The following is a 26,530-nucleotide window of genomic DNA, read 5'->3' on the forward strand; positions in this document are numbered from 1 at the left end:
CTCGACAATCCAAAAATAATTGAGAGGCTAGGACTTTTGTCCCAGCCTCTTTTTTGACCATTCACGACGATTTTTTGACAGATTCTGACAGAGAGCCTCCAAGGCTTTCTCTTTGACGTATAATGGACACAAGATCAATAAGAAAAGAGGGATCCTATGTTTCAGGTAGCATCTATTACAAAATCGTTTAAGGAGAAAGCTGTATTAAAGGGGGTGTCTTTTTCGATAGAAGAAGGAGACAAAATTGCCTTGCTGGGAAATAATGGAGCAGGTAAAAGCACCCTGTTCAACATTATCGCTGGACAGCTCCAGGCTGATTCGGGGACGATAAAGACTTCGCTTGATTTTCAAAGAGAGATTGGGATGATGCCTCAGGGGGATCTGCTCATCGAGGATCTAACCGTTGCTGAATTCGTCGAATTAAAAAGCCGGATGAATCAGCTGAAGCAGGCTGATATCAATGGACTCTTAGAGATGGTCGAATTAAGAGAATCAAGAGAGCAGATGGTGGGAAGTCTTTCCGGTGGTCAAAAGAGACGCTTGTCCTTGTTGTTAACCATTTTGAATCATCCAAAGTTGATTTTTTTAGATGAGCCAACGACTGGCATGGACTTGGAAGCAGTGGATAATTTTTGGAAATTGCTGGAGCAGCAAGAATTTACATCTGTTGTGGTGACCCATGATTTTAACCAAATTGATGCCTTTTTTACAAAAGTATTGATTTTAAAAGATGGTCGAATTGCTGCAACAAAGGCTGTTGAGGATATTCACCAGGCTGGTCAAACCATTGAGCAGTATTTCCGAGAAGAGATGAATAAAGGAGGGGAACAAGCATGAAAAAGATTCAATTAAAACAAGTTTTACGAAATAAGCGCTTTGTATTATTCACCATTATTTTACCCATAGGGTGGTATATCTTCTTTTATCAGCTTCAAAAAGGGGTTTCGCCAAGTATTTTATTAGGTATTGCCGTATTTATCGGGGTCATTGGCAATAGCCTTGCAACCTTTAGTAAGCGGATCGCCTCAGATATCGGGTTTTATTCTTTTGAATCCCACTTTACAAGCTATAGTGTCAAGAACTATTTATGGGATCAATCGATCGTACAACTGATTTTGAACAGCTTGATCTTTTTAGCAGTGCTAGTAGTTGCTGTTTTATGTTTTCACTTTCCGGTGACGACTAGCCTGTTGGTACAATTTTTCCTCTTATCCTTGATGGGGATCTACTTTAGCGTGATTGGCTTTGTTCTTGGGGTCAGGGTAGATGCCAAGACGATTGATACCATTGGCTTTCCTGTCATTATTTTGGCCGCTATGACCATTATTCCCTTTGATACGCTTGGCGCAAGTGGAGGATTTATGGACCTGGTTGGCAAGCTACAACGGGCTTTCCCAGGCTATTATTATACAAAGCTGATCCAAGATTTGACCGAGAAACAAACGATTGATGCTACCCAATTAGGACTCTTTGTTGCCGTATTTGCATTGAATTTGCTATTTTTCTATCTGCTCGTACCCAAAGGGGAAATGGGGAACTAAGAGCAGTTAAAAAAGCCTTGAGAACAACTCAAGGCTTTTTCTTTGCTATAAAATGGTTCTTCTGTACTCTTCCTTCAAGTGCTTGGAAAGATCTTGCTATTCTAAAGTTCTAATGGAGGGCTTTTTTATTACATGCTAATAGAAAAAATCAATGCCGTAGTTTTCTTTTAGATAGGTCGCTAACTCGGCTTTTTCTTCCTCTCTAAATCGACAGAGGCTAAGGGCGAGACGCAATTTCAAGGTGCTTGTATTGATGATGATGTTTGACTTAGAAATATCTTCTAGCTGGGTGACTTCTCTGAGGTTAAAATCTAAATAGCAAGCTTTGCTGTTGACATGATCAGGGTCGCTGACGTCCACTTCAACATACGATGCTCGCAACAATTCTTCTTTGGGAATGAAGATTTCTTTTGAGAAGAAGAGTCCGGGATAGACCTCAATACCTTCAAAGGTGAATTCAAAGGAGACTCTGTGGCTAGTCAGTCTTTTGATGCCTGCAATTGTTGCGTAGATAGCAGCGAAAAAGAGGACGGTTGGAATCACAGTGAGAAGATTTAGTTGAGAAAAGTCGATCAATCCATGTAAGAGAAGAAAGAAAATTTGAATGAATATAGCCGATGCAAAGAGTAGATAGCCACCACCGACATATTTTGAATAATAGATTTTCATTTTGGACTCCTTACATTTTAAATGCTATGAAAACTCGGAATTTCAAGTACCCTTATCATAGCGGATTCGGTGAAGAGCTGTCAAATGTTTGGTAGGGTTCAAAGCTGGTTTTTATTTTAAATGGAATAACAATGGTGCAGAATGATTTAACTTCGTAAGCTACATTATAGTATATAAAAATATGAGCCAATGCTTTTGAAATAAGCAAAAAGCATTGGTTTTCAAGGCTTTTTGTGCATAAAAAATGCCCCCTACATGGATTTGTAAGAACTTTTCATATTGAAAATAAACAAAAATGTTGAAATATAGCTGATTTTAGGGAAATACTTTTAGGTATTTTCAATGTCAGGATTTAAAAATGGGGCAAAAGCGGGGCAAAAACGAATGACTCGTATTTTGTTTGAAAACCTATAATACCTAATGATTATGCTATTCTAGATATATAGTTTTGTTATAAATAAATGTCAGTGCGAGATCAAATTGGAGAATAAAATGGAAAAACAAATTTCTACGTAGAATGGAATGCGAAAAAGTGATAATTAAAGAGACGAAAAAGCTGAGAATATGATTTCCCAGCTTTTTTGAATGCGATAGAAATAGCAACTAGACTATTTACGAAAGGCCTCAATAATGTAGGTGAAGCCAGTAACTAAAAATGAAAAGGCAATGACATAAACGACAAAGACACCTGTAGCCACTGGATTGAACAGAATCACTAGACCTAGTAAAAATTCAAGCAAGGCTACCCACATGATATTGCTACCAATAATAGGGAAAATCAATCTTAGACGATTGCCTTTAAAGAAAGCAATAATGGCTTCTACAATTAACCAAATTCCTACAATGGTCGGAATGACGACCGGCAGGGTCACAAAGCCATAAGCAACGAGGTAAAGAGCTAAGAGAAGACTAACAAATCCTTGGAAAAGATAAACAGGTGAGCGAAGCTCTTTTGGTGCAGAGAAATAGCCTAAAATAGCTGCTATAGAAGAAACCAGTAAACCAAATGAAATCCACCAGCTGTAAGCAACAAGATTAGCTACTGGGTTTGTAAATAGGAAAAGTCCTAAAAGGACAAAAACAACTCCTGCAAGGAATAGCAGTAAACGATTAGAAAATTTCATTTCAATACCCCCTATATAGTATAGTTTGCTAATAAAACTATTGTACTTATTTTTATAGAAAATGTCAATAAAATAAATAAACAATTTGGAAGTTTCAGTCTGACTTACAAAAAGAAAAGGAGTTTTCACTCCTTTTCACAGATTGAAGACAAAGTCCTTATAAAAGTGTCTTCTAAAGATTTTAACTTCAATCTGAAGCGAGGTTATCCTCGCTTTTTCTATTTATCAAACAATTCCTTATTTTCAATTAAGAGTTCTAGTGGAGATTTATCCCTTGCTTCAATAAAACCAGGTTCATATTGGTTATGAAGTGTTCTTTTCTGAGAAGTTGGATCAATATACAACTCATCTCCATCTTCTGTGTATAGTTGGTTGCCTCTTGTTAAGTAAAGTAAATCCTCTAAGTACTGTCCATCAGTTTCTAGAAAATCTTCGATGTATTTGACAGCTTTTAAAATCTCACTTACTTTATCAGAGTATTCATTAGATTCAAGAACACTCTTTTCTAACTCAATCTCTTTACTAGTTCCAAATAGTTGGGTTGGAGTTGCATTAAAATATTCTGCTATCTTATCCAAATTTGCAAAGGTAGGATAGCTTTTTTGTTTTTCGTAATCAGAGATGTCTGGAAAGATTGCTCATAAAAAAATGTGGGGCAAATGATGGGGCAAATCAGTTATAGACAAGCAAAAAAGCCTTATAAATCAAGGCTTTTTCCTGTTGATTTAGATGCCCCCTGCATGGATTTGGAAAGGATTTTCATATTGAGAGTAATTAAAAATATTGAAATATAAGTGATTTTAGGGAAGTACTTTTAGGTATTTCCAATGTCATGATTTAAAAATGGGGCAAAAACGAATGACTCTCATTTGGTTTGAAAACCTATAATATCTAATGATTATGCTATACTAGAAATATAGTGTTGTTATCAATAAATATCAGTGCGAGACTAATCGGAGGATAAAATGGAAAAACAAATTAATGAAAAAATTATCGAAATGGATAGGGAATATCCCTTTTTATTTTGCTTTAAATCAGATTTTTGGATGGAATAGTAGATGATAAGACAAAATATCTTTGAACATACAAAAAGACAAACGCCAAAAATGACGTCTGTCTACGTTCTGAGGTAGCCTTTAGGCTCCCTTTTTTCTTAGAAAATACCGATGAGTAATTGCATGCCAAGACTAGTCAGGATGATAGCAATCCAGCAAAGGGCTCCAAGAAGAATGGATTTTCCACTGGATTTGATCATAGCAACGAGGTTAGTTTTGAGACCAATAGCACTCATAGCCATGATGATGAGGAATTTGGAGAGCTGTTTGAGAGGTGAAAAGAAGCTATTGCTAACACCAAAAGAAGTAAGGACGGTAGTTAGCAGAGAAGCTAGGATGAAGTAGAGAATGAAAACGGGGAAGATTTTTTTAAGCTTTACTCCTTGGTTGTTGTCTTGTTGACGGCTTTGCCAATAGGAGAGGAAGAGAGTAATAGGGATAATAGCTAAGGTACGAGTCAGTTTGACAATGGTTGCAGATTCTAGAGTATTGGTATGATACAGACTATCCCAGGCGCTAGCTGTGGCTGTTACAGAGGAAGTATCGTTGACCGCAGTACCCGCAAAGAGAGCAAAACCTTCGTTGGAGAGATGGAGCCAAGAACCTAGAGTTGGAAAGATAAGAGCTGCCAAGACATTGAAGAAAAAGATAACAGAAATGGCTTGGGCTACTTCTTTTTCCTTGGCGTGAATAACAGGAGCAGTCGCTGCAATGGCAGAACCGCCACAGATAGAAGAGCCTACCCCAATCAAGGTAGCTAGCTTTGTATCCATGTTAAAAAATCGTTGGAAAAAGAAAGCAATAATTAAAGCGATAGAAATAGTCGAAAGGATGACAGGAAGGGAAGATTTTCCAACTGCGAAAACTTGAGAGATATTGAGTCCAAAACCAAGTAAGATAACAGCATACTGAAGCAATTTTTTGGAGCTATAAGTCAAACCAGCATCCAGTTGTTTATAGGGAGTGAGAAAGGGGTAGAGAATCATTCCGATAAAAATGGCGAAAACAGGTGCTCCCACAACAGGCAGAAAGCCTCCTAAAACCCAAGAGATGATAGAAATGATCAGACAGACTAACAGTCCTGCCCAATTTTTTGATAGAAATGACATAAAAACCTCCGAAAATAAATACTTCTTATTATAATCTTATCTGTCAGAAAAGTAAAATAGAAAGTAGGAATAAGGTTGTAAATTAACGGAATTTTGCGGTCAGAGAGCTTTTGTAGTTTAATAGATATATGTTCTTTGATCAATAAGGATGCAAATGTGGCATATGTTATTGAAAAAAATGAATTTGATGAGCCTGGATATGTGAAGTAATTATGTGAGATAAGAAAATAAATAAGAGAGTTGAAAATGTACTGCACCCCAAAAGTTAGACAGAAAAAATCTAACTTTTGGGATCAGTACATATCCTCGCTTTTTTTAATCTAATAGGTCCTTATTTTCAATTAAGAGCTCTAGTGGAGATTTATCCCTTGCTACAATAAAACCAGGTTCATATTGGTTATGAAGTGTTCTTTTCTGAGAAGTTGGATCAATATACAACTCATCTCCATCTTCTGTGTATAGTTGGTTGCCTCTTGTTAGGTAAAGTAAATCCTCTAAGTACTGTCCATCAGTTTCTAGAAAATCTTCGATGTATTTGACAGCCTTTAAGATCTCACTTACTTTATCAGAGTATTCATTCGATTCAAGAACACTCTTTTCTAATTCAATCTCTTTACTAGTTCCAAAAAGTTGAGTTGGAGTTGCATTAAAATATTCTGCTATCTTATCTAAATTTGCAAAGGTAGGATAGCTTTTTTGTTTTTCATAATCAGAGATGGACTGTTTACCAATTCCTAAGTCTTCAGCTAGTTGAGTTTGACTTACTCCTTTTTCTATGCGTAGTCGTGCCAAATTGGGTCCAAAATTTTGAATAATAAAGGTCATGGGAAACTCCTGTTTTTATTTTTAACTTATTTTATCACCTGTAAACTTACAAATCAAGTTTTTAGTTGACTACCCCAAATATTTTTTATAAAATATATTTATAACTTATAAATAAGTTATAAATGATACAAAATAGCTCATATGTTTAGGAATAGTGAGTGAGGAGGAAGTTGAAGACGAGACTATGACTTATGACTATTCGAAGCCTTGGAGCTAGAAATTGTGTGGACAAGGACAAGGGACGAGCCTGACGGGAAGTCAGGCGAAGTCCTGCGGACTGCCGTCCAGACAATTTCTAGCCAAGCAAAAGCTGGCTATTCTAACAGCCAGCAAAAAGGTACACTTAGGACAACGTCCAAAGAACGACGGAACGAGCAAACGTTGATTTGACGGTGTTTCTGAGACCTAAAAAATCTAAAAGAAGGGGGGACAATTTTGTTGGTTTCTATACAAGATTTAAGAAGCATTCAAGAACGATGTGAAATAGGAGAATTAGTACAGAGGTTAGATGTCAGTATTGATAGATTAACGGTTATCTGGGATACAGACACGGGTTCCCTAAGACGAATTTTCAAAAATCTGAAACAGGCAATAAGTACAAGAGTTGACTCATTTGAAATACATGATAACGTGCGAGATGATGTCTTTACTTTAGCTAAAGATTTTAATGAGTATGATTCAATCAATATTATATTTTTTCAATTATCCACTTATGGAGGTGAACAATTGATTCGGATTGATTTCAATCCTAACACTTTAAAAGAATTTGATGGAATGAAAGTATGGAGGCAATTAATGTACTTTGCCAGATTGAATTCATTGACGGTACGATTGTCTCGTTTTGATTTGGCATTTGACATTCTCAACAGGCCTGAGATCGTTAATTTGCAACATATTAAAGGTGGTGTTACCCATAAGGTCTTCTATGGTCGAGGGGGCGAATTAGAGACGAAATATTGGGGTTCTAGCGGTAGTAATGTACAAGTTAGGTTATATGATAAGAATAAAGAAATCATTGCTCACAAGCGTGAAGAGAAGCTAGATTTGGCTGTAAATCCGTTTTGGTGGAGATTGGAGTTCCAACTCAGAACCAAAGCGATTGGGGAGGAGATGGTCCAAGATATTATGAATCGACTTGATAATTTCGGATTTTATAAGCTAGATCATATTCGAGTGGAGCAAAGAGCATTTACAATTATCTTTCTCAACAATCCTGAACTGTTGTCATTGGCTTTTCCAAATTTAAAATCAGACAGCATCAAAAAGAAAAAAACAAGAGTCCGCAAACTATTGAGAGAAGAAACGAACCAATTTGCGGAAGAATTAAAAGAAGTATTAATACAGAATCTCCCTAAATTAAATACAGAATTACAACTACTTGTAGGTGAGTTTCTGACTTTAGAAAATCAATAAGGAGGATAACTATGGATAATAATTTAATTAGCAACAAAGAATTAATTGAAATGGGCTATCGCCCTCACACTGCAAATGATATCATCCATCAGGCAAGAGAATTACTTGTATCACGAGGCTATACATTTTATAATCGCAAACGTTTGATGGTTGTTCCAAAAAGTGTTGTAAATGAGATTCTAGGAACAGAGGTGGCGTAATATGGCAAGTGTTCGTTACCGAAAGCGAGGAGATAGTAATTTATGGACTTATGAAATTCGTAACGAAGGAAAAACTGTTGCTCATAATAGCGGTTTTAAAACAAAAAAACTTGCAGAGTCAGAAGCTGAACCGATTCTGCAAGAACTTCGTTTAGGGAAAAGAATTTCTAGAGATATTTCTCTTGTCGATCTATATCAAGAATGGCTTGAACTAAAAATTCTACCGAGTAGTAGGTCGGAAGAAACAAAGAAAAAATATCTTCTCCGTAAAAACACAATTGAAAGATTATTTGGAAATAAAAAAGTCACTCAAATTCGTGCGAGTGAATACCAAAGAATAATGAATAAGTATGGTCAAACAGTTGGTAGAAATTTTCTTGGTAGGTTGAATACTGGAATTCATCAGAGCATCCAAATGGCAATTGCTGACAAAGTTCTAATAGATGATTTTACACAACATGTCGAGTTGTTTTCATCCAAAGAACAACAGATGACAGAAGAGAAATATTTACATACAGAAAAGGACTATCTGGATTTACTTTTAGCAGTAAAGAGAAAATTCGATTACCAACGTTCAATTGTTCCTTATATCGTCTATTTTCTATTAAAAACAGGCATGAGGTTTGGAGAGCTAATAGCGTTAACTTGGAATGAAGTTGACTTTGACAGAGGACTGCTAAAAACATATAGGAGGTTTAATACCCTTTCTCATAAATTTGTCCCTCCAAAAAACAAAACGTCTATTCGGATGGTACCGATAGACGAAGAATGTATTAAGATATTACAAGTCCTAAAAATTGAACAGGAGAAAGCTAATAAAGAGCTAGGAATCAAGAATAGGTATAAAATGATTTTTCAGCATTATGGATATATTCACTTGGTACCAGATATTGCAAGTGTCAATAAAGCTTTAAGTGTTCTTTTAAATGAATTAGATATTTATCCAATTATCACGACAAAAGGAGCACGTCATACCTATGGAAGCTACCTCTGGCACAAAGGATTTGACCTTGGAGTTATTGCAAAAATTTTAGGGCATAGAGATATTTCAATGTTAGTAGAAGTATATGGACACACTTTAGAAGAGAAAATTTTTGAAGAATTTAATCAAATCAGAGATGTCTGGAAAGATTGCTCATAAAAAAATGTGGGGCAAATGATGGGGCAAATCAGTTATAGACAAGCAAAAAAGCCTTGGTTATCAAGGCTTTTACTGTTGAAGTTTGATGCCCCCTACAGGGCTCGAACCTGTGACCCATAGATTAAGAGTCTACTGCTCTACCAACTGAGCTAAGGAGGCAAATATAAAAAGCTGTATTGGTGCCGAAACTTCACGATTTGTATTGAACCCGCGCAATTAAGCAGGTGGGCAACTCGCTCTGACTTAGCTGCTTCCGCGTGAAACGGCCTGCATACTGCCAGAAGTCTTTTGTTTCCCTAATAATACAAAAAATAGTCGGTCAACACTTAAGTGTGAGTTCGTACACCACAGCGTTTCTATATGTATATGATACCACATTTTGGAAATATTTCAAGAAAAAATCTCATTTTTTTGAAACCGATGTCACTTTTTCTTAAATTGATCAATCTTCTCCTTGGTGGCTCCGAGAGCACGCTCGTACTTGCCATTTTCATTGGGAATAAAGTAGGAAGCGTGTTTGAGCTTTTCTGGCAGGTAGTCTTGCTTGACCCAGTTGCCAGGGTAGTTGTGGGGATATTTATAGTTTTGCGCATTTCCCAGTTCCTTGCTTCCGGAATAATGACCATCGCGGAGGTGGCGAGGAATGGGAAGGTTGCCAGAACTTCTAAGATCAGCTAGCGCCTTGTCCATGGCAACGTAGGCTGAGTTGGACTTAGGCGAAAGGGCTAGATCGATGACGATGTTGGCGATGAGAATGCGGGCCTCAGGAAAGCCGATGCGCTCCGCTGCCTGAAGGGCTGTTACGGTATGGATCTGCGCATCTGGATTGGCCAGGCCGATATCCTCATAGGCGATGACGGTCAAGCGACGAGCTAGGCTGGGTAGATCTCCAGCTTCGATCAAACGAGCGGCGTAGTGAAGACTGGCATCGACATCCGAACCACGGATAGACTTTTGCAGGGCAGAGAGCACATCGTAGTGGCCGTCTCCATCTTTATCCATGGTGATGTAACTGCGCTGGAGGCTGTTTTCCATGATCTCTAGCGTAATATGGCGAATCCCTTCTGCATTTTCAGAGGTCGACAGCACCGCTAGATCGAGAGAATTAAAGGCAGAGCGAAGATCTCCATTGGTCGAGGTAGCGATGAAATCCAAAGCATCCTCGTCAAGCACGACAGGAAAGTCAAAGCCACGCTCGGGGTCATCTAGCGCTGTCTTCAGTGCCTGTTTGACCTCCTCCGTTGTTAGAGGCTCCAGCTCAAAGATTTGTACGCGGCTACGAATAGCGGGTGTGACTGAGAAAAAGGGATTTTCAGTCGTTGCACCGATCATGATGACTAGACCACTTTCGAGCAATGGCAGGAGAAAATCTTGCTTGGTTTTATCGAGGCGATGGATCTCGTCCAAAAGCAGGACCAAGCCACCAGAAAATTTAGCTTCTTCTGCGATTTCTTGGAGGCGTTTTTTACTGTCAACAGTTGCATTAAAAGTCCGAAAGGCATACTTAGTCGTTCCTGCGATCGCAGAAGCAATACTGGTCTTTCCGATCCCCGGAGGTCCATAGAGAATCATAGAGGACAGACGATTGGCCTCGACCATGCGACGAATGATTTTGCCTTCTCCGACCAGATGCTGTTGACCGATGACTTGATCGATCGTTCGTGGTCGCATACGGAGTGCGAGATTGTCGGGCATTTCCTTCTCCTTTCTAGCTTTGTCTCCTTTCAAAGAGGCGTTTTTTATGGTAAGATTGTAGTAACTATTGTAACATATTCCGCTCTAAGAGTGGGAAATTAGAAAGAGGACGCTATGTCTAAATACGGATTTTTGGATGTTTTAGAAGAGGAGATGGACAAGGTTTTTCCCTTTGATTTTGAGATCAATTGGGATAAGAAAAACCATGCGGTAGAAGTGGCTTTTCTCTTGGAAGCGCAAAACACAGGCGGGGTTGCATTGGTTGATGAAGCTGGCGAAGAATCTGATGAGGATATTTTCTTTGAAGAAGCCGTTATCTTCTACAATCCAGCCAAGTCGCATGTGGACGAAGATGCCTATTTAACAGCGATTCCTTATGAGCCTAAAAAAGGCTTGTCTCGTGAGTTTCTAGCCTATTTTGCGACTTTCCTTAGAGATACAGCTGAGCTGGCCTTGGATGAGCTCATGGATTTCTTAGCAGACGAAGAAGCAGAGAGCTTTGAGATCGTCTGGAACCAAGAAGTCTTTGAAGAAGGCAAAGTTGGCCTGGAAGAAAGCGCCTTTTATCCCTATCCGAGATACTAGGAGGGAAAGCTCATGCTTGAGGATTGCATAGAAGCACGGTTTGAATTTACGGGTTGTAAGATTGCCTTGATTTGTGATGGGCAAATTTTGACCATTTTGCGCGATGATAAAGAAACGATTCCTTACCCCAATATGTGGGACTTGCCAGGTGGTGGTCGCGAAGGGGACGAAAGTCCTTTTGAGTGTGTGGCGCGTGAGGTTTATGAGGAATTGAACATCCAACTGTCGAAAGAGGAAGTGATCTGGTCTGGGATCTATCCTGGCCTCTTGGATGAGAAAAAACAGTTCGTTTTTCTAGTTGGCAATCTAGCCAAAGAAGAGTTTGAACACATTGACTTTGGAGATGAGGGACAGGGCTATAAGTTAGTGAGCTTTGAAGAGTTTTTAAAGTCAGATCGAGTTGTTCCCCAATTGCAAGAACGAGTGAGAGATTATGTGGAGAAGAAATTAGGATGAAGCGTAGTAAAAATATCAACATGTTTCTCATGGATGGAGAAGTTACTGGTATAATCAAATGTACCTTGTCCAATTGGACAGGTGTGATCTATAAAATTCCACGCATTCAATTATCAGATTTAAAATCACGTGACGAAATGAAGCAAAGTGGCATTTATTTCTTATTTGGTCGTGATGAAAATAAGCAAAAGGATGTTACCTATATTGGGCAGGCGATGAATCGCAAAAATGGTGAAGGTGTCCTTTTACGTGTTCAGGAACATACTCGTGATAACCATGCAGATTATTTTAATGATGTGATTATTTTGACGACGCAGAATAATTCCTTTGGTCCCACAGAAATTAGTTACTTGGAAAATAAATTTACACAACTAGCAAAGGACGCGGGGCGCTTTATTGTCAAAAATGGGAATGAGCCCAATTCTGGGAATGTAACAGAAGAAAAGCAGTCTGAGTTGGATGAGGTTGTAGAAAATACTTTGATGATTGTAGGAACCTTAGGGTACCGAGTGTTTGTTCCTATGACCAAGAAAACGGATCAGAATGTTTCTGATGAAAATTCAACTTATCTCTATTTGAAGCGAAAAACAAAGAAATCAAATCGAATGATTGAAGCTATCTGCGAACAGACTTCGGAAGGTTTTGTTGTTTTAGAAGGCAGTCAAGTGGATGAGGTTGATTCACCCGCAATACCAGCTAGTCTAAAAGAATTGCGTAAGGAATTAATCAAATCAAATGTGATTAAAGATGGTGTTTTACAAGAAAAACAACTGTTCTCCAGTCCATCTTATGCAGCTGCTTTTGTACTAGGAATGAATACGAATGGACGAACGGATTGGAAAAATAAGGACGGTAAGACTTTAAAAGAATTAGAAGAAACAATGGATTGTTAAGGAGAATCAGATGGAAACATGGCAAGAGTTAAAAGTTACAGTGAAGCGTGAGGGTGAGGAGTTGGTTTCCAATCTCTTGATCGAGTTAGGCGCCCAAGGGGTAGCAATCGAAGACAGCATGGATTATGTGGGAAATGTCGACCGCTTTGGTGAGATTTTTCCTGATGTCGAGCAGCAAGAAGAAATCGTGGTGACGGCCTACTACCCGGAAACGGTTGATGTAGCAGCGGTTGAAGCGGACTTGCAGGCTCGCTTAGCAGAATTGACGGATTTTATGGATCTAGGAGAGGTCAAGATGGGGACGACTGCCTTGGCTGAGGAAGACTGGGCAGACAACTGGAAGAAATACTATGAACCAGCTCGTATCACTCATGACTTGACCATCGTGCCGTCATGGACAGACTATGAGGCAACGGCGGGAGAAAAGATTATCAAGCTGGATCCTGGTATGGCCTTTGGAACAGGAACCCACCCGACAACCAAGATGAGCCTCTTTGCCTTAGAGCAGGTTCTCCGTGGTGGGGAGACAGTGCTAGATGTAGGAACTGGTTCAGGTGTCCTTTCCATTGCTAGCTCCCTTCTTGGTGCCAAGGAAATCTTTGCCTATGACTTGGATGATGTAGCGGTTCGAGTCGCTCAGGAAAATATTGAGCTCAATCCGGGCATGGAAAACATTCATGTAGCCCCAGGCGATTTGCTTAAAGGCGTGGAGATTGAGGCAGATGTCATCGTGGCCAATATCTTGGCAGATATCCTTATCCATCTGACAGAGGATGCTTATCGTTTGGTCAAGGACGAAGGTTACCTGATCATGAGTGGCATTATCAAGGACAAGTGGGACATGGTGCGTGAGTCGGCTGAGTCGGCTGGATTTTTCCTTGAAACCCACATGATCCAAGGGGAATGGAATGCCTGCGTCTTCAAGAAGACCAAGGATGTCTCCGGTGTGATTGGAGGCTAGCATGCAGCAGTATTTTGTAAAAGGTCTTGCCGTATCACCTGTCACTATCGAGGACAAGGAAACCAGCAAGCACATGTTTCAGGTCATGCGCCTGAAGGAGGATGACGAAGTTACTCTAGTCTTTGATGATGGGATCAAGCGTTTGGCGCGCGTGGTCAATGTGGAGGCGCGTCAGTTGGAGCTGATTGAGGAATTGGCTGACAATGTAGAATTGCCAATTCAAGTGACCATCGCATCAGGCTTTCCCAAAGGAGACAAGCTCGAGTTCATCACTCAGAAAGTAACGGAACTGGGTGCCAGCCAAATCTGGGCCTTCCCTGCAGACTGGTCCGTTGCCAAGTGGGACGGTAAAAAATTGGGCAAGAAGGTCGAAAAACTAGAAAAAATCGCCCTTGGAGCAGCCGAGCAAAGCAAGCGGAATTTGCTCCCAAGCATTACCCTTTTTGAGAAAAAGTCTGACTTTCTAGCACAACTTGACCAGTTTGACCGGATCGTGGTGGCTTATGAAGAGTCAGCAAAAGAAGGTGAGGTGGCAGCTTTACTTCAGTCGCTGACAGGCTTAGAAGCTGGAAGTAAACTGCTCTTGATCTTTGGACCAGAGGGCGGTCTCTCCCCTGCAGAAACTGAAAGTTTTACAGCTAAAGGAGCAGTCCTTGCAGGACTTGGTCCTCGCATCCTACGAGCAGAAACAGCACCACTCTATGCTCTTAGCGCCGTGAGTGTTGTTACAGAATTAATGAACTAACGAAGTGAAGGAATCGCTTCGTTAGTTTTTTTTACAAGAATGATGAAAGCAAGGTGGATCCCAGAATGATCTTCGAGAAGTATCCGTATATTAAAGTAGCTTCATTGGTTCCCATCTGCTTCTAAAAGTGTTAAAATAGTATCCAAGAAACTGGAGAAAATACATGCCGAAAGAAGAGAATTTAACTGGGGACCAAGTCGTTGCCCTTACAAAAAAATATTTATCACCTGAGGATGTTGCTTTTGTGCAAAAGGCTTTGGTCTATGCAGTTGATTGCCATAGTGGTCAATTCCGTCAGTCTGGTGAGCCTTATATCATTCACCCGATTCAAGTGGCAGGAATCCTTGCTAAGCTGAAACTGGATGCTGTGACGGTAGCCTGTGGCTTTTTGCATGATGTCGTGGAGGATACGGATGCAACCTTAGATGATTTAGAGCGCGAATTTGGTCATGACGTGCGTGTGATCGTCGATGGGGTGACCAAGCTCGGGAAGGTCAAGTACAAGTCCCACGAAGAGCAGTTGGCTGAAAATCATCGAAAGATGCTCATGGCCATGTCTCAAGATATTCGTGTAATCTTGGTCAAATTAGCTGACCGCTTGCATAATATGCGTACCCTCAAGCATTTGCGCAAAGATAAGCAAGAACGCATTTCGCGTGAGACCATGGAGATCTATGCGCCACTGGCCCACCGTCTCGGGATTTCCAGTGTCAAGTGGGAGCTTGAAGATTTGTCTTTCCGTTATTTGAATGAGACAGAATTCTACAAGATTTCTCATATGATGAAGGAAAAACGTCGCGAGCGAGAAGAGTTGGTGGAAGAAGTCGTCCACAAGATTGAGACCTATGCTGGGGAACGCCATTTGCATGGAAAAATTTATGGCCGACCAAAGCATATCTACTCGATCTACCGCAAGATGCAGGATAAGAAGAAGCGCTTTGATGAAATCTATGACTTGATTGCCATCCGCTGTATCCTGGATACTCCAAGCGATGTCTATGCCATGCTAGGCTACATCCATGAGCTCTGGAAGCCAATGCCAGGGCGTTTTAAGGACTATATTGCCAACCGGAAGGCCAATGGCTACCAGTCCATCCATACGACTGTCTACGGCCCTAAAGGACCGATTGAATTCCAGATCCGAACCAAGGAAATGCACGAAGTCGCTGAGTACGGGGTTGCGGCTCACTGGGCCTATAAAAAAGGCATCAAAGGTCAAGTCAACAGTAAGGAATCTGCTATTGGGATGAACTGGATCAAGGAGATGATGGAGCTCCAAGACCAGTCAGGCGATGCCAAGGAATTCGTAGAAAATGTAAAAGAAGACATCCTGGCAGAAGAGATTTACGTCTTCACTCCAGACGGAACCGTGCGCTCGCTTCCCAAAGATTCCGGACCGATCGATTTTGCCTATGAGATCCACACCAAGGTTGGGGAAAAAGCGATTGGTGCCAAGGTCAATGGCCGGATGGTGCCCCTCAATACCAAACTTCGGACAGGAGATCAGGTGGAGATTATCACCAATGCCAATTCCTTTGGTCCGAGTCGTGACTGGTTGACCCTTGTTAAAACTAGCAAGGCGCGCAACAAGATCCGTCAATTCTTTAAAAATCAAGACAAGGAATTGTCGATTAACCGTGGCCGTGACCTCTTGATGGCCCAATTCCACGAGCATGACTTGGTAGCCAATAAGTTCATGGATAAAAAGCACATGGACAAAGTGCTACAAAAATCAAGCTATAAGACAGAAGAAGCCTTGTTTGCGGCGATTGGTTTTGGAGAGATTGGGGCTATTACCATCTTTAACCGCTTGACGGAGGATGAGCGCCGAGAAGAAGAGCGGGCCAAGGCACGCGCAGAAGCAGAAGAGCTGGTCAAAGGTGGCGAGGTCAAGGTTGAAAATAAAAAAGACACCTTGAAGGTCCGTCATGAAGGTGGCGTGGTTATCCAAGGAGCTTCTGGACTCTTGATTCGGATTGCTAAGTGCTGTAACCCAGTTCCAGGCGATGAAATTGTCGGCTACATCACCAAAGGACGTGGTGTCGCGATTCACCGCCGAGACTGCATGAATCTTCGCGCTCAAGACAACTACGAGCAACGCTTGATTGATGTAGAATGGGAAGATAACAACACGACTAAAGACTACATCGCCCATATCGATATTTATGGACTCAACCGTGCCGGACTTCTTAACGATGTACTCCAAGTCCTCTCCAATACAGCTAAGATGATCTCAACTGTCAATGCCCAACCAACCAAAGACATGAAATTTGCCAATATCCACATTTCCTTTGGGATTCCAAACCTGTCTATGTTGACAACAGTTGTGGATAAGATTAAGAGTGTGCCGGAGGTGTACTCTGTTAAGCGTACCAACGGCTAATCGGCTGCTCAGTTATCTTTTATTGCTTCGTTAGCTCGCCTCGCCGTACTTAAGTACTGTCTTTGTCTCGCTGCCTCGCACTAAAAGCAACTGAACAGCCTTTACTTTTCAGATAGTATGCCTGCGTCTCACTGCCTTGTCTGATGTCGATTTTCTTTGAAGAAGCTAGGATGTGCTCAGAACTCTTTTATTGCTTCGTTAGCTCGCCTTGCCGTACTTCAGTACTGTCTTCGTCTCGCTGCCTCGCACTAAAAGCAACTGAACAGCCTTTGATTTTTAGATAATATACCTGCGTCTCACTGCCTTGTTTGATGTCGATTTTCTTTGAAGAAGCTAGGATATGTTCAGAACTCTTTTATTGCTTGGTTAGCTCGTCGTCTGTGGTTGACGTTCTTTCAAGGTTAGCAGTGAATGCTCGATAGATTTATAAAATAGGATAATAAAATGAAATTAGTGATTCAACGGGTCAAGAGTGCCTCGGTTTCCATTGATGGTCAAGTCTACAATGCGATCCAGCAAGGCTTGCTGCTCCTAGTAGGTGTCGGTCCTGAAGATGACCAGAAGGATTTAGATTATGCGGTCCGCAAGGTATCGCAGATGCGTATTTTCTCAGATGAGGAAGATAAGATGAATCTTTCGGTCAAAGATATCCAAGGAGAAATCTTGTCAATCTCTCAATTTACCCTCTTTGCGGAGACAAAAAAAGGCAACCGTCCTGCTTTTATAGGGGCTGCCAAGCCAGAGATGGCCAGTCAGTTATATGATGCCTTTAATGATCAATTAGAAAAAGAAGTCCCTGTCAAACGAGGGATCTTTGGAGCCGATATGGCGATTGAATTGATCAATGATGGTCCAGTGACGATTTTGCTAGATACAAAAAATCCATAAGTAAGAAAACATGCAGTCGGGTTAGACTGCATGTTTTTCGATATAGAGTTGTTGGGCGATCACTTGGTTGATAGAAATTTCTTGATCATGGATAACGAAGTGATAGAGGCCTGTGTAGTCATCATACCGTTGAAACGCGATGGTATCGCCAATCTGGAGATGGATCTGGTCTAAGAATTTTAACAATTCATAGGTGTCATGGACCCTTTGCAGAATATAGAGACCAGGTTGGATCGCTTCGCTGAGACGGTCTTGGTAGGCTTCGACAAGCCTTTCGCCTTTCTTTGGAATTGTCCCACCGTGAGGGCAGGTCTTAGGAGTTCCAAGCATGTGATCCAGCTGGTCAATGAAATGTTCAGAAACGGTATGCTCGAGAACTTCTGCCTCTTCATGGACTTCTTCAGTTGTATAGTCAAGTTTTTCCAGAAGAAATACTTCGATCAAGCGGTGCTTGCGGTAGAGATCAGAGACCAACTGCGATCCTAGATCCGTTAGCAAATACCCACGAGACTTGTCCTTCACCAAGAGACCCTCTGAGATCATGCGCTTAATCATCTCGGTCACAGCGGGTGGAGAGACCTGCATGCGACTCGCGATTTCCTTGTTGCTAATTTTTTCTACTTCTGTGCCAATTTCATAAATGCACTTGAGGTAATCTTCTTTGTTTGGTGTCATGCTTTCCTCTTTTCTTCGCTCACTTCTAGTATATCAAAAATATCCTCAAAAACGCTAGTGGAGTAATGAGAATTGTCTCAAGCTCCAAAAGATGGTAGTATAGTAGCATAGAAAGGACGGCACTATGAACAGACGGGAATTAGTGAGATTAGGCTGGAGAGAGAGTAGTTTAGCCTATCTAGAGAAGCACTTGCAGGGATTGAAAGATCCACAAGCCTACCAAGAACAATACCAGTCTGTCTTTTTCTTTGCCAGTCCTCTGTTTCAAAACATGTGGTTTCAAGAGATCAAAGATCTAACGGAAACGGCTGCCCAAGACTTGCTGAGGGGAGTCATGAAAATTCTTCTTATGCCAAGTGACCTGTCCGGAACTTGTGAAGAAACAGCCTTTCTTCTGAGTAGGATGTCTCCAGATTGTCCGCCAGGTTCCGACTTTTGGAAGGCTTTTTCACACGTCGTGCAAATCGCCTTTGAAAAGGATCCCTTAGCAGATCAGTCGGGAGATCAGCTCTTGAAACGCCAGGTTCACCAGTTACGCTACCTACTTTCAAGTTACCAAGCCCAATGGATTCGGACGCATAAGGCCAGAGCTGGACAGACTGACGAGGAGGCCTTACAAGCTTACATACAAAAGGCTAGAGCGGTCACGGTGGATGCTTATGCAGCTGCCCGCCTTCACAATAAGGTCTCCCTAGGGCCAGATGGTCACCTTCATTATCCATCAGGGGCCTCCCAACAAGTCAATTTCAAGGTCTTGTTAAATTTTCATACGGAGTATATTCTCGATCAAGCCGGGCGTTTTCTCAATGAAGTCGATCCAGTAGAAGTTTCTGAAAATGGCATTGTCAATGGGGCTAGTTTTAACTACGGGCTGGCTAGGGGACGGACCCATAAGGACTTAGATATTGACCCCGTCAAAGCTTGGGACCCAGCCTTTCGGAAGCAGGTCCTTTATCGTCAAGGTGTTCGCTATCTAGCCCCTAAAAATGATCGCAGTGTCGAAGGCTACTGGAGTCGAAAAGGGGTCTTTGCACAAGGAGGCAAGAGCTACAAGCAACAAGTGGCACAGCGCGTGCGGAGTTTCCTCAGAGGCATCCCTCGCTTACGCTGGCGCGTCCTCCTACAGAATGGACTTCATCGGATTTTATAGCAATGGAAAAGAGGTCGCAGACCTCTTTTTTCATTTATCCAAGCGCATTGACGGCTTCGATTGCAGCGTCGTAATTTGGTTCGCTGTTGATATTTTCTAGGTATTCAACGTAAGTAACCTTGTTATCCGCATCTAAGACCAAGACAGCACGCGCAAGTAGGTGCCATTCATTGATCAAGAGGCCGTATGCTTTCCCGAAGGAATGGTCGTAGTAGTCTGAGAGCATGATGGCATTGTCGAGCCCTTCAGCAGCGCACCATTTACCTTGAGCAAAAGGAAGGTCGACAGAGACCGTCAAGACGACAGTGTCTTCCATATCTGATAAGGTTTGATTGAAGTGACGTGTTTGAGTGGAACAGATACCAGTGTCAATAGATGGGATGATGCTGAGGACTTTTTTCTTGCCAGCGAAATCAGCTAAAGATTTCTTCTCAAGAGCTGGAGTGATCAATGAAAAATCATGGGCCATTTCCCCTACTTGAAGTTGAGATCCGGTAAAGGTCACAGGGTTTCCTAAAAATGTTGCCATAAAAAGACTCCTTTTTTGTTTTTATTGTACCGCAATACCGGTGGAGGGACCACTGATTTGTTTAGAAATCTGAATGGTCTACTGACTCAATCCTTCTGCGATCTTGTCTAAGTTCCACTTCATCATGCTGTAGTAGCTATCGCCCTTTTCTCCTTCTTTGGCAATCGAGTCAGTGAAGATCTTTGCATAGATCGGGATATTGGTATCCTTAGACACAGTTTTCATAGGACGCTCATCGACACTGGATTCGACAAAGAGGGCCGGTACTTTGGTTTGCCGGAGCTTTTCTACCAGCGTTTTGATTTGGTCAGGTGTCCCTTCTTCTTCCGTATTGATTTCCCAGATATAGGCAGATGGGACGCCGTAGGCTTTGGAGAAGTACTTGAAGCAGCCTTCACTGGTTACAATCATCTTCTTCTCTTCTGGGATATTGTTGAATTTTTGTTTGGCTTCTTGGTCGAGCTTACTAAGTTTTTCAGTATAGGCTGCTAGATTTTTTTCGTAGAAGTCCTTATTTTTGGGATCTTTTGCGATCAATTGTTTGGCAATGTTTTTAGCGTAGAGGATCCCGTTTTCGAGATTGAGCCAAGCGTGAGGGTCTTCTTTTCCAGCTTGGTTTTGGCCTTCCAAGTAGATGACGTCGACTCCGTCGCTAGCTGCGAAATAGTCTTTGTTTTCAACTTTATTGGCATTTTTGACCAATTTAGTAAACCAAGCATTGCCACCGGTTTCGAGGTTGATCCCGTTGTAGAAGATGAGGTCTGCTTGCGAAGTCTTTTTGACATCTTCTGGAAGCGGTTCGTACTCGTGAGGATCTTTGCCGACAGGAACGATACTGTGCAGATCGATCTTATCCTCAGCAATATTTTTAGTTATATCTGCAAGGATTGAATTGGTGGTGACCACTTTCAATTTACCAGAAGCTCCAGAAGAAGAGCCTTTGCTACAGGCCAACAGACCAAATAAGAGCGCCACAAAGAGGGCGAGGATAGAAGCGGTTTTTTTCATGTGTTTCTCCTTTAATGAGATGAAAGAGCGTGCTTATTCTTTCTCTGCTTAGGAGCGATAAAGAAGCTGATGAGAAAGAAGACAGCAGAAGTGAGGACAATACAAGACCCGACGGCGATGTTTAAGCTATAGCCAATAAAGAGTCCCAGGATGGATGCAAGAGCACCTAATCCGGATGAAAGGAGCATCATGGACCAGAGACTATTGGTATAGAGATAAGCTGTCGCAGCGGGTGTAATGAGCATGGCGACGATGAGAATGGTTCCGACACTCTGCATAGCAGTGACAGAAACCAAGGTCAAGAGCACCATAAGGAGGTAGTGATAGACCTTGACCCGGACGCCCATGGATTGAGCCAGAACAGGATCAAAAGATGTGAGCAGTAAGGGTCGAAAGAGTAGGACAATCACCAGCAAGACCGCAGCACCAACACCGATGGTTATCCACATATCCCGGTCTTGGACGGCCAAGATATTCCCAAAGAGGATGTGGAAAAGGTCGGTGGAACTTTTAGCGACTCCAATCAGGATGACTCCTAAGGCGAGGAAAGAAGAAAAGGTAATCCCAATTGCAGTGTCGCTCTTGATGATGGAGTTGCTCTTGATATAGGTGATAAGGACGGACGCCAGGAGGCCAAAGACAATAGCGCCAATAAAGAAATTGATGCCCAGGATAAAGGAGAGAGCCACACCAGGAAGAACTGCGTGTGAGATAGCGTCTCCCATGAGAGACATGCCTCTTAAAATAATGAAGCATCCAACGGCTCCAGCGACAATCCCGATGGCGATGGCTGTGATCAGGGCATTCTGTAAGAAGTGGAATTGCTGTAATCCATCGATAAATTCTGTAATCATCCGACGCCACCTCCTATAAAGAGTTCATGCCCATAGGCTGCATGCAGATTTTCTTTGGTAAAGGTTTCCTCTGTTTTCCCAAATGCAATCAGTTTACGATGAAGGAGGAGGACCTGGTCGAAATAAGCTGGGACCTTGCTGAGGTCGTGATGGACGATCAGAATGGTCTTGCCTTCTTGTTTCAAGGTCTGGAGGGTCTGCATGATGATGTCTTCGCTGACAGAGTCAATCCCTGCGAAGGGCTCATCCAAAAAAATGACATCCGCTTCTTGGACCAAGCAGCGGGCGATCAGCACCCGTTGGAATTGCCCTCCTGAAAGCTGGCCGATCTGGCGATCCGCTAGATCAAGAAGATTGACAAGTTTCAAGGCATTTTCCACTTTTTGGAGATCTTCTTTGCTTTTTCTCTTGAAGATAGAAAGGTGGGGATAAAGACCCAGTGAGATGCACTCTCTCACCGTGATGGGAAAGTGGAAATCAATAGCGGATTTCTGTTCGACGTAGGCCACCCGTTGAAGAACTTGGCTGAGATCTTTTTGATCGAGCTGGACCTTTCCCGCATGAGGGAGAAGTCCTAGCATGGCCTTGATTAGGGTTGATTTTCCAGCCCCATTGGGGCCAAGAATGCCTAGGATGGTTGGACCCTGGATGGTGAGGGAAAGATCCTCCAAGGCCAGTGTTTGCTGGTAAGCAACACTGAGATGTTCAAATTGAATCATGATTTTGCTCCTTTACCATTAATATACATGAATAAAAAAATTAAGTCAAGTTAATTTTTGAAATAATTATACACGAATAAAAAGTTAAGTCAAGTTAATTTTTAAAATAATTCAACTTAAATCTCTTGAAATCATTGAAAAAAGTTCCTATTTTTGATAAGGTTATTACAAAAGAATGAAAGCGAGAAGATCATGGTACGTTTACAAGATGATTTTTATGATTACGTCAATGGGGCATGGGCTGAGACAGCTGTGATTCCAGATGACAAACCGTCAACCGGTGGTTTTATGGACTTGATCCAAGATATCGAAAACTTGATGTTGGATATTACCGGAAAATGGCAAAGAGGAGAAGAATTGCCTGAAGATAGCATTCTGCAAAACTTTGTCAAATACCACAAAATGGTGGCAGATTTTGATGCACGGGAAGCAGCTGGTGTGGCTCCAGCTATGCCCTTGATCAACGAAATCAAGGCCTTATCTTCCTTTGAAGACTATACCAGCAAGTTGGGCACCTATGAGCTAGCTGGCAAACCAAATCTCTTGCCATTTAGCGTGTCACCAGACTTTATGAATGCCCAAATGAATGTCTTGTGGGGAGAGTCTCTTGCTCTCATCTTGCCAGATACAACCTATTATGAAGAAGGCAACGAAAAAGGCCCAGAATTACTGGCTATCTGGCGCCAAATGATGGAAAAACTCTTACCTAAATTTGAATTCTCAGAGGCAGAAATCAAGGATATCCTGGATAAGGTCATTGCGGCGGATGCAGAATTGGCCAAATATGTCTTGTCAAATGAAGAAAGATCCGAGTACAACAAACTCTATCATCCTTATGAGTGGTCAGATTTCAAGGCCTTGGTCCCAGAATTGCCACTCGATGCCTTCTTTACTGAAGTGATCGGACAAACACCAGATAAAATCATCGTGCCAGAAGAGCGTTTCTGGAAGGAATTCGCACCAAAATACTACTCGGCAGCCAACTGGGAAACCATTCATGCCAAATTGAAACTTGGTGCAGCTTTAGATTGGACGTCTTTCTTGACGGAAGAAATCCGTGTCTTGTCTGGTGAATATGGACGGATGATCACGGGGATTCCAGAACCTCGTCCAAAAGAAAAAGCAGCTCTGGCCTTGGCAGAAGGACCTTATAGCCAAGCGCTTGGACTCTGGTATGCGGGCGAAAAATTCTCACCAGAAGCAAAAGCAGACGTAGAGCATAAAGTAGCGACCATGATTGACGTCTATAAGGAGCGCTTAGAAAAAGCAGACTGGCTCGCTCCTGAAACTCGTGAAAAAGCCATTGTCAAACTCAATGTCATCACACCACATATCGGCTACCCTGAAAAATTACCAGAAACATACGCCAAAAAGATCATCGACGAAAGCAAGACCTTGGTTGAAAATGCTCAAGCCCTTTACGAAATTTCCATTGCCCATACTTGGAGCAAGTGGAACCAACCGGTTGATCGAAGCGAATGGCACATGCCAGCCCACCTGGTCAATGCCTACTATGATCCGCAACAAAACCAAATCGTCTTCCCAGCAGCGATTTTACAAGCACCTTTCTATGACCTTCACCAATCATCATCAGCCAACTACGGCGGAATCGGTGCAGTCATTGCCCATGAAATCTCCCACGCCTTTGACACCAATGGAGCATCCTTTGATGAGCACGGTAGCTTGAAAGACTGGTGGAAGCCAGAAGATTACGAAGCCTTTACCGCTCGGACTCAAAAAGTCATCGATCAGTTTGAAGGACAAGACTCTTACGGTGCCAAGATCAACGGGAAATTGACCGTTTCTGAAAACGTAGCAGACCTCGGTGGTATCGCTGCAGCCCTTGAAGCCGCTAAGAAAGAGGAAGATTTCTCAGCAGAAGAATTCTTCACCAACTTTGCTCGCATCTGGCGCATGAAAGCTCGGACAGAGTACATGCAACTCCTCGCAAGTGTCGATGTCCACGCACCAGGAAAACTCCGCACCAATGTCCAATTACCAAACTTTGACGAATTCTTTGAAACCTTTGATGTCAAAGAAGGCGACGGCATGTGGCGCGCACCAGAAGATCGTGTGATCATTTGGTAAATCAAGATACTAAGCCCGTAAAAAAAGCGAGAAGAAAATAGGAGATTGACCATGTGGGCCATGCCCACCAGGCAATCTCTCTTTTTCTCGACGGTCGTAAAAAAATAAAAATCCCCAAAGCCAAGTTTCAATCTACTGAAACTAGTTTTGGGGATTTTTGAGTGGATTAGAAATAACAGTGAATGTCATGATCTAAAAAAACTTGCTGGTAGTCATATAAATCTTCTGGATGCAGGGCTTTTATTCCTTCCATTTCATAGCGACGTCCTAAAAGCTTGTATTTGTTTTCTCCAAACTGGTGAAATGGGAGAAGTTGTACTTCATCGATGTTGAGAGAATTAAAAAGGGAAGCAAATTCTTCAGCATCAGTTAAAGAGTCATTGAAATTAGGAATGACTGGAATACGTAAAACGATTGTTTTGTTTTGAGCAAAGGCATAATGAATATTTTTAATAATCAGATGATTGTTGACTCCGACAACCTTCTTATGTTTAAGTGTATTGTAATGTTTAAGGTCTGTATAAATAAAATCAACATACTGAATGAGATCGACAAATTTCTCATGTTCAACAAAAGCTGTCGTTTCGATTGCAGTATGAAGTCCAACTTCTTTCGCAGCTTTTAAGATAGCTTTGGCAAATTCAAATTGAGCGAAGATTTCTCCACCAGACAGGGTAAGGCCACCACCAGATTCTTCGTAGAAGTCAACGTCTTTTAAGACATCATCTATGATCTCGGTAACTGTTTTTTCTTCTCCTGTGATGGTTTCCTTTTTAGTAACAGCATCCAACATTTTTTCAGGATTTGCACGCTGGGATTCAGGATTGGAGCACCATGGACAACGTAGGGGACATCCTTTTAAAAATACAGTAGTTCGGATTCCAGGGCCATCATGGATACTAAAGTGTTGGATATTAAAGATTATGCCGCGATTTTGTTCCATATTTTTGCTCTCCTATCAATCTAGTAAGTCCATTATACATTATTTAAGAAACTAATTCAATTACGAACGAAAGTTTATTTTGTTTTGAATTCACTCGAAAATTTGCTAAAATAGAGAAGAGGTAAAAACAATGCAACGTTTAGATGAAATATTGAAATTAGTATCGGAATTTGAAAAGATTGATGTTAATAGTTTGTCTGAGAAATTACAAGTCTCTAAAGTGACCATTCGAAAGGATTTGGACAAGCTAGAATCCAAAGGATTATTGCATAGAGAACACGGCTATGCTGTTTTAAATAGTGGAGATGATATCAATGTTCGACTGTCCTTTCAATATGATACCAAGAAAAGAATAGCCAGGGAAGCTGCTAAATTAATTAAGGATAACGACACGGTTTTGATTGAATCGGGCTCTACATGTGCCTTGCTAGCGGAAGAAATTTGCCAAACAAAAAAGAATGTCAAGATTGTGACAAATTCTTACTTTATTGCAGATTATATTCAGGAATATGATTCTTGTAAAATCATCCTACTTGGTGGTGAATTTCAAAAAGAATCGAGAGTGACTGTAGGTCCGCTTTTGAAAGAATTAATCCGCTCTTTTAGAGTTCCCTTTGCTTTTGTAGGGGTAGACGGATATGATGACGAACTTGGCTTTACTGGGAAAGATATGATGAGAAGTGAAGTTGTTCAAGCTATGTCCGATGTTTCTAAAGAAGTGATTGTCTTAACAGATTCAAGTAAATTTGGGAAATGTGGAACTGTCAGACGATTTGCACTTTCACAAGTTTCGAGAGTCATAACAGATAAGAATATATCTCAAGAAGCGAAAGAAAAACTTGAGGATTCACAAACAATTTTAACTTTAGTATAAGAAGGAG

The 26,530-nt window shown here is 41.5% G+C and carries 28 protein-coding genes, 1 tRNA gene and 1 other RNA gene; 16 read left to right on the forward strand and 14 right to left on the reverse strand.

Going from position 1 to position 26,530, the window contains the following annotated elements; all coding sequences use genetic code 11:
* The first annotated feature begins 156 nt into the window (after positions 1–156).
* Both NML76_RS06265 and NML76_RS06270 read left to right on the forward strand, forming a co-directional pair.
* Positions 157–837: an ABC transporter ATP-binding protein gene (locus NML76_RS06265; protein ID WP_014712801.1), complete on the forward strand. Its 681-nt coding sequence runs from the start codon at positions 157–159 to the stop codon at positions 835–837.
* Positions 834–1,541 (forward strand): ABC transporter, encoded by a 708-nt coding sequence (locus NML76_RS06270; protein ID WP_195529158.1) that lies wholly within the window; start codon positions 834–836, stop codon positions 1,539–1,541. Before NML76_RS06265 ends, NML76_RS06270 begins: the two co-directional genes overlap by 4 nt.
* A 135-nt stretch (positions 1,542–1,676) precedes the next feature.
* Here NML76_RS06270 and NML76_RS06275 read toward each other — a convergent pair whose 3' ends face one another.
* From NML76_RS06275 to NML76_RS06295, 5 genes are all read right to left on the reverse strand, one after another.
* Entirely contained in the window at positions 1,677–2,210 is a 534-nt protein-coding gene (locus tag NML76_RS06275) for a hypothetical protein (RefSeq protein WP_049474411.1), read from the reverse strand.
* 608 nt (positions 2,211–2,818) lie between these two features.
* Complete coding sequence (locus NML76_RS06280) at positions 2,819–3,334, reverse strand: HdeD family acid-resistance protein (RefSeq protein WP_003004261.1); 516 nt, start codon at positions 3,332–3,334, stop codon at positions 2,819–2,821.
* A gap of 218 nt (positions 3,335–3,552) precedes the next feature.
* Positions 3,553–3,969: a helix-turn-helix domain-containing protein gene (locus tag NML76_RS06285; RefSeq protein WP_225305933.1), complete on the reverse strand. Its 417-nt coding sequence runs from the start codon at positions 3,967–3,969 to the stop codon at positions 3,553–3,555.
* A 518-nt stretch (positions 3,970–4,487) separates the two neighbouring features.
* A complete protein-coding gene (locus NML76_RS06290; RefSeq protein ID WP_003009857.1) occupies positions 4,488–5,498 on the reverse strand; it encodes a YeiH family protein in 1,011 nt (336 codons plus the stop codon).
* Positions 5,499–5,813: 315 nt separating this feature from the next.
* A complete protein-coding gene (locus tag NML76_RS06295) occupies positions 5,814–6,323 on the reverse strand; it encodes a helix-turn-helix domain-containing protein (protein ID WP_254733004.1) in 510 nt (169 codons plus the stop codon).
* 207 nt (positions 6,324–6,530) lie between these two features.
* Between NML76_RS06295 and NML76_RS10265 the strand changes: the two genes are divergently transcribed.
* From NML76_RS10265 to NML76_RS06310, 4 genes are read left to right on the forward strand one after another with little or no spacing between them, the layout of a single operon-like run.
* Positions 6,531–6,713: a hypothetical protein gene (locus NML76_RS10265; RefSeq protein WP_080551212.1), complete on the forward strand. Its 183-nt coding sequence runs from the start codon at positions 6,531–6,533 to the stop codon at positions 6,711–6,713.
* Between the two features lie 45 nt (positions 6,714–6,758).
* Positions 6,759–7,736: a replication initiation protein gene (locus NML76_RS06300; RefSeq protein WP_002885728.1), complete on the forward strand. Its 978-nt coding sequence runs from the start codon at positions 6,759–6,761 to the stop codon at positions 7,734–7,736.
* Positions 7,737–7,747: 11 nt separating this feature from the next.
* The gene (locus NML76_RS06305; protein ID WP_000369785.1) at positions 7,748–7,936 is read left to right on the forward strand and encodes a DUF3173 domain-containing protein; all 189 of its coding nucleotides are present in this window, start codon (positions 7,748–7,750) and stop codon (positions 7,934–7,936) included.
* Position 7,937: 1 nt separating this feature from the next.
* Positions 7,938–9,077, forward strand: coding sequence for a site-specific integrase (locus NML76_RS06310; protein ID WP_015605872.1), 1,140 nt, complete (start codon positions 7,938–7,940; stop codon positions 9,075–9,077).
* 86 nt (positions 9,078–9,163) lie between these two features.
* Here the strand turns inward: NML76_RS06310 and NML76_RS06315 are convergent.
* The 3 genes from NML76_RS06315 to NML76_RS06325 all read right to left on the reverse strand — a co-directional run bounded on the left by NML76_RS06315 (position 9,164) and on the right by NML76_RS06325 (position 10,772).
* A tRNA-Lys gene (locus NML76_RS06315) sits at positions 9,164–9,236 on the reverse strand.
* 5 nt (positions 9,237–9,241) lie between these two features.
* Positions 9,242–9,434: non-coding RNA, 6S RNA (gene ssrS / locus NML76_RS06320), on the reverse strand.
* A gap of 66 nt (positions 9,435–9,500) precedes the next feature.
* Positions 9,501–10,772 carry a replication-associated recombination protein A gene (locus tag NML76_RS06325; RefSeq protein WP_049473120.1) on the reverse strand — a complete coding sequence of 424 codons (1,272 nt, stop codon included), beginning with the start codon at positions 10,770–10,772 and terminating at the stop codon, positions 9,501–9,503.
* Positions 10,773–10,886: 114 nt separating this feature from the next.
* Here NML76_RS06325 and NML76_RS06330 point away from each other — a divergent pair, with 114 nt between their 5' ends.
* The 7 genes from NML76_RS06330 (at position 10,887) to dtd (ending at position 17,683) form a co-directional block, all read left to right on the forward strand.
* The gene (locus NML76_RS06330; protein ID WP_195189938.1) at positions 10,887–11,357 is read left to right on the forward strand and encodes a DUF3013 family protein; all 471 of its coding nucleotides are present in this window, start codon (positions 10,887–10,889) and stop codon (positions 11,355–11,357) included.
* Positions 11,358–11,369: 12 nt separating this feature from the next.
* Complete coding sequence (locus tag NML76_RS06335; protein WP_195189937.1) at positions 11,370–11,813, forward strand: NUDIX hydrolase; 444 nt, start codon at positions 11,370–11,372, stop codon at positions 11,811–11,813.
* Positions 11,810–12,706, forward strand: a complete 897-nt coding sequence (locus NML76_RS06340) for a GIY-YIG nuclease family protein (protein WP_254733006.1) — start codon at positions 11,810–11,812, stop codon at positions 12,704–12,706. The genes NML76_RS06335 and NML76_RS06340 overlap by 4 nt, the downstream gene beginning before the upstream one ends.
* Positions 12,707–12,716: 10 nt before the next feature.
* Complete coding sequence (gene prmA / locus NML76_RS06345; protein ID WP_148130441.1) at positions 12,717–13,667, forward strand: 50S ribosomal protein L11 methyltransferase; 951 nt, start codon at positions 12,717–12,719, stop codon at positions 13,665–13,667.
* Between the two features lies 1 nt (position 13,668).
* Complete coding sequence (locus tag NML76_RS06350) at positions 13,669–14,412, forward strand: 16S rRNA (uracil(1498)-N(3))-methyltransferase (RefSeq protein ID WP_254733008.1); 744 nt, start codon at positions 13,669–13,671, stop codon at positions 14,410–14,412.
* A 163-nt stretch (positions 14,413–14,575) separates the two neighbouring features.
* Positions 14,576–16,795 carry a bifunctional (p)ppGpp synthetase/guanosine-3',5'-bis(diphosphate) 3'-pyrophosphohydrolase gene (locus NML76_RS06355; RefSeq protein WP_013904522.1) on the forward strand — a complete coding sequence of 740 codons (2,220 nt, stop codon included), beginning with the start codon at positions 14,576–14,578 and terminating at the stop codon, positions 16,793–16,795.
* A 444-nt stretch (positions 16,796–17,239) separates the two neighbouring features.
* Positions 17,240–17,683 carry a D-aminoacyl-tRNA deacylase gene (dtd, locus tag NML76_RS06360; RefSeq protein ID WP_195529165.1) on the forward strand — a complete coding sequence of 148 codons (444 nt, stop codon included), beginning with the start codon at positions 17,240–17,242 and terminating at the stop codon, positions 17,681–17,683.
* A 21-nt stretch (positions 17,684–17,704) separates the two neighbouring features.
* Here dtd and NML76_RS06365 read toward each other — a convergent pair whose 3' ends face one another.
* Entirely contained in the window at positions 17,705–18,358 is a 654-nt protein-coding gene (locus NML76_RS06365) for a metal-dependent transcriptional regulator (RefSeq protein WP_254733010.1), read from the reverse strand.
* A gap of 124 nt (positions 18,359–18,482) precedes the next feature.
* Between NML76_RS06365 and NML76_RS06370 the strand changes: the two genes are divergently transcribed.
* On the forward strand, positions 18,483–19,508 hold the full coding sequence (locus NML76_RS06370) for a DUF3114 domain-containing protein (RefSeq protein WP_049491047.1): 1,026 nt from the start codon (positions 18,483–18,485) through the stop codon (positions 19,506–19,508).
* Positions 19,509–19,542: 34 nt separating this feature from the next.
* Here NML76_RS06370 and tpx read toward each other — a convergent pair whose 3' ends face one another.
* From tpx to NML76_RS06390, 4 genes are all read right to left on the reverse strand, one after another.
* A complete protein-coding gene (gene tpx, locus NML76_RS06375; RefSeq protein WP_049491046.1) occupies positions 19,543–20,037 on the reverse strand; it encodes a thiol peroxidase in 495 nt (164 codons plus the stop codon).
* Between the two features lie 78 nt (positions 20,038–20,115).
* A complete protein-coding gene (gene fimA / locus NML76_RS06380; RefSeq protein WP_023919586.1) occupies positions 20,116–21,045 on the reverse strand; it encodes a metal ABC transporter substrate-binding lipoprotein/fibrin-binding adhesin FimA in 930 nt (309 codons plus the stop codon).
* An 11-nt stretch (positions 21,046–21,056) separates the two neighbouring features.
* Positions 21,057–21,899, reverse strand: a complete 843-nt coding sequence (locus tag NML76_RS06385) for a metal ABC transporter permease (protein WP_003004302.1) — start codon at positions 21,897–21,899, stop codon at positions 21,057–21,059.
* Complete coding sequence (locus tag NML76_RS06390) at positions 21,896–22,618, reverse strand: metal ABC transporter ATP-binding protein (protein WP_049515716.1); 723 nt, start codon at positions 22,616–22,618, stop codon at positions 21,896–21,898. Before NML76_RS06390 ends, NML76_RS06385 begins: the two co-directional genes overlap by 4 nt.
* Positions 22,619–22,810: 192 nt before the next feature.
* Here NML76_RS06390 and NML76_RS06395 point away from each other — a divergent pair, with 192 nt between their 5' ends.
* A complete protein-coding gene (locus tag NML76_RS06395; protein WP_049515713.1) occupies positions 22,811–24,706 on the forward strand; it encodes a M13 family metallopeptidase in 1,896 nt (631 codons plus the stop codon).
* Between the two features lie 166 nt (positions 24,707–24,872).
* On the opposite strand, the gene NML76_RS06400 is transcribed toward NML76_RS06395, so the two are convergent.
* Entirely contained in the window at positions 24,873–25,649 is a 777-nt protein-coding gene (locus tag NML76_RS06400; RefSeq protein ID WP_048691616.1) for a glycyl-radical enzyme activating protein, read from the reverse strand.
* Positions 25,650–25,779: 130 nt separating this feature from the next.
* On the opposite strand from NML76_RS06400, the gene NML76_RS06405 reads away from it, so the two are divergent.
* On the forward strand, positions 25,780–26,523 hold the full coding sequence (locus tag NML76_RS06405) for a DeoR/GlpR family DNA-binding transcription regulator (RefSeq protein ID WP_048717589.1): 744 nt from the start codon (positions 25,780–25,782) through the stop codon (positions 26,521–26,523).
* Positions 26,524–26,530: the final 7 nt, after the last annotated feature.

The sequence above is a fragment of the Streptococcus sp. CF8_Ac1-9 genome, from assembly GCF_024295565.1.
Lineage (GTDB): Bacteria > Bacillota > Bacilli > Lactobacillales > Streptococcaceae > Streptococcus > Streptococcus parasanguinis_X.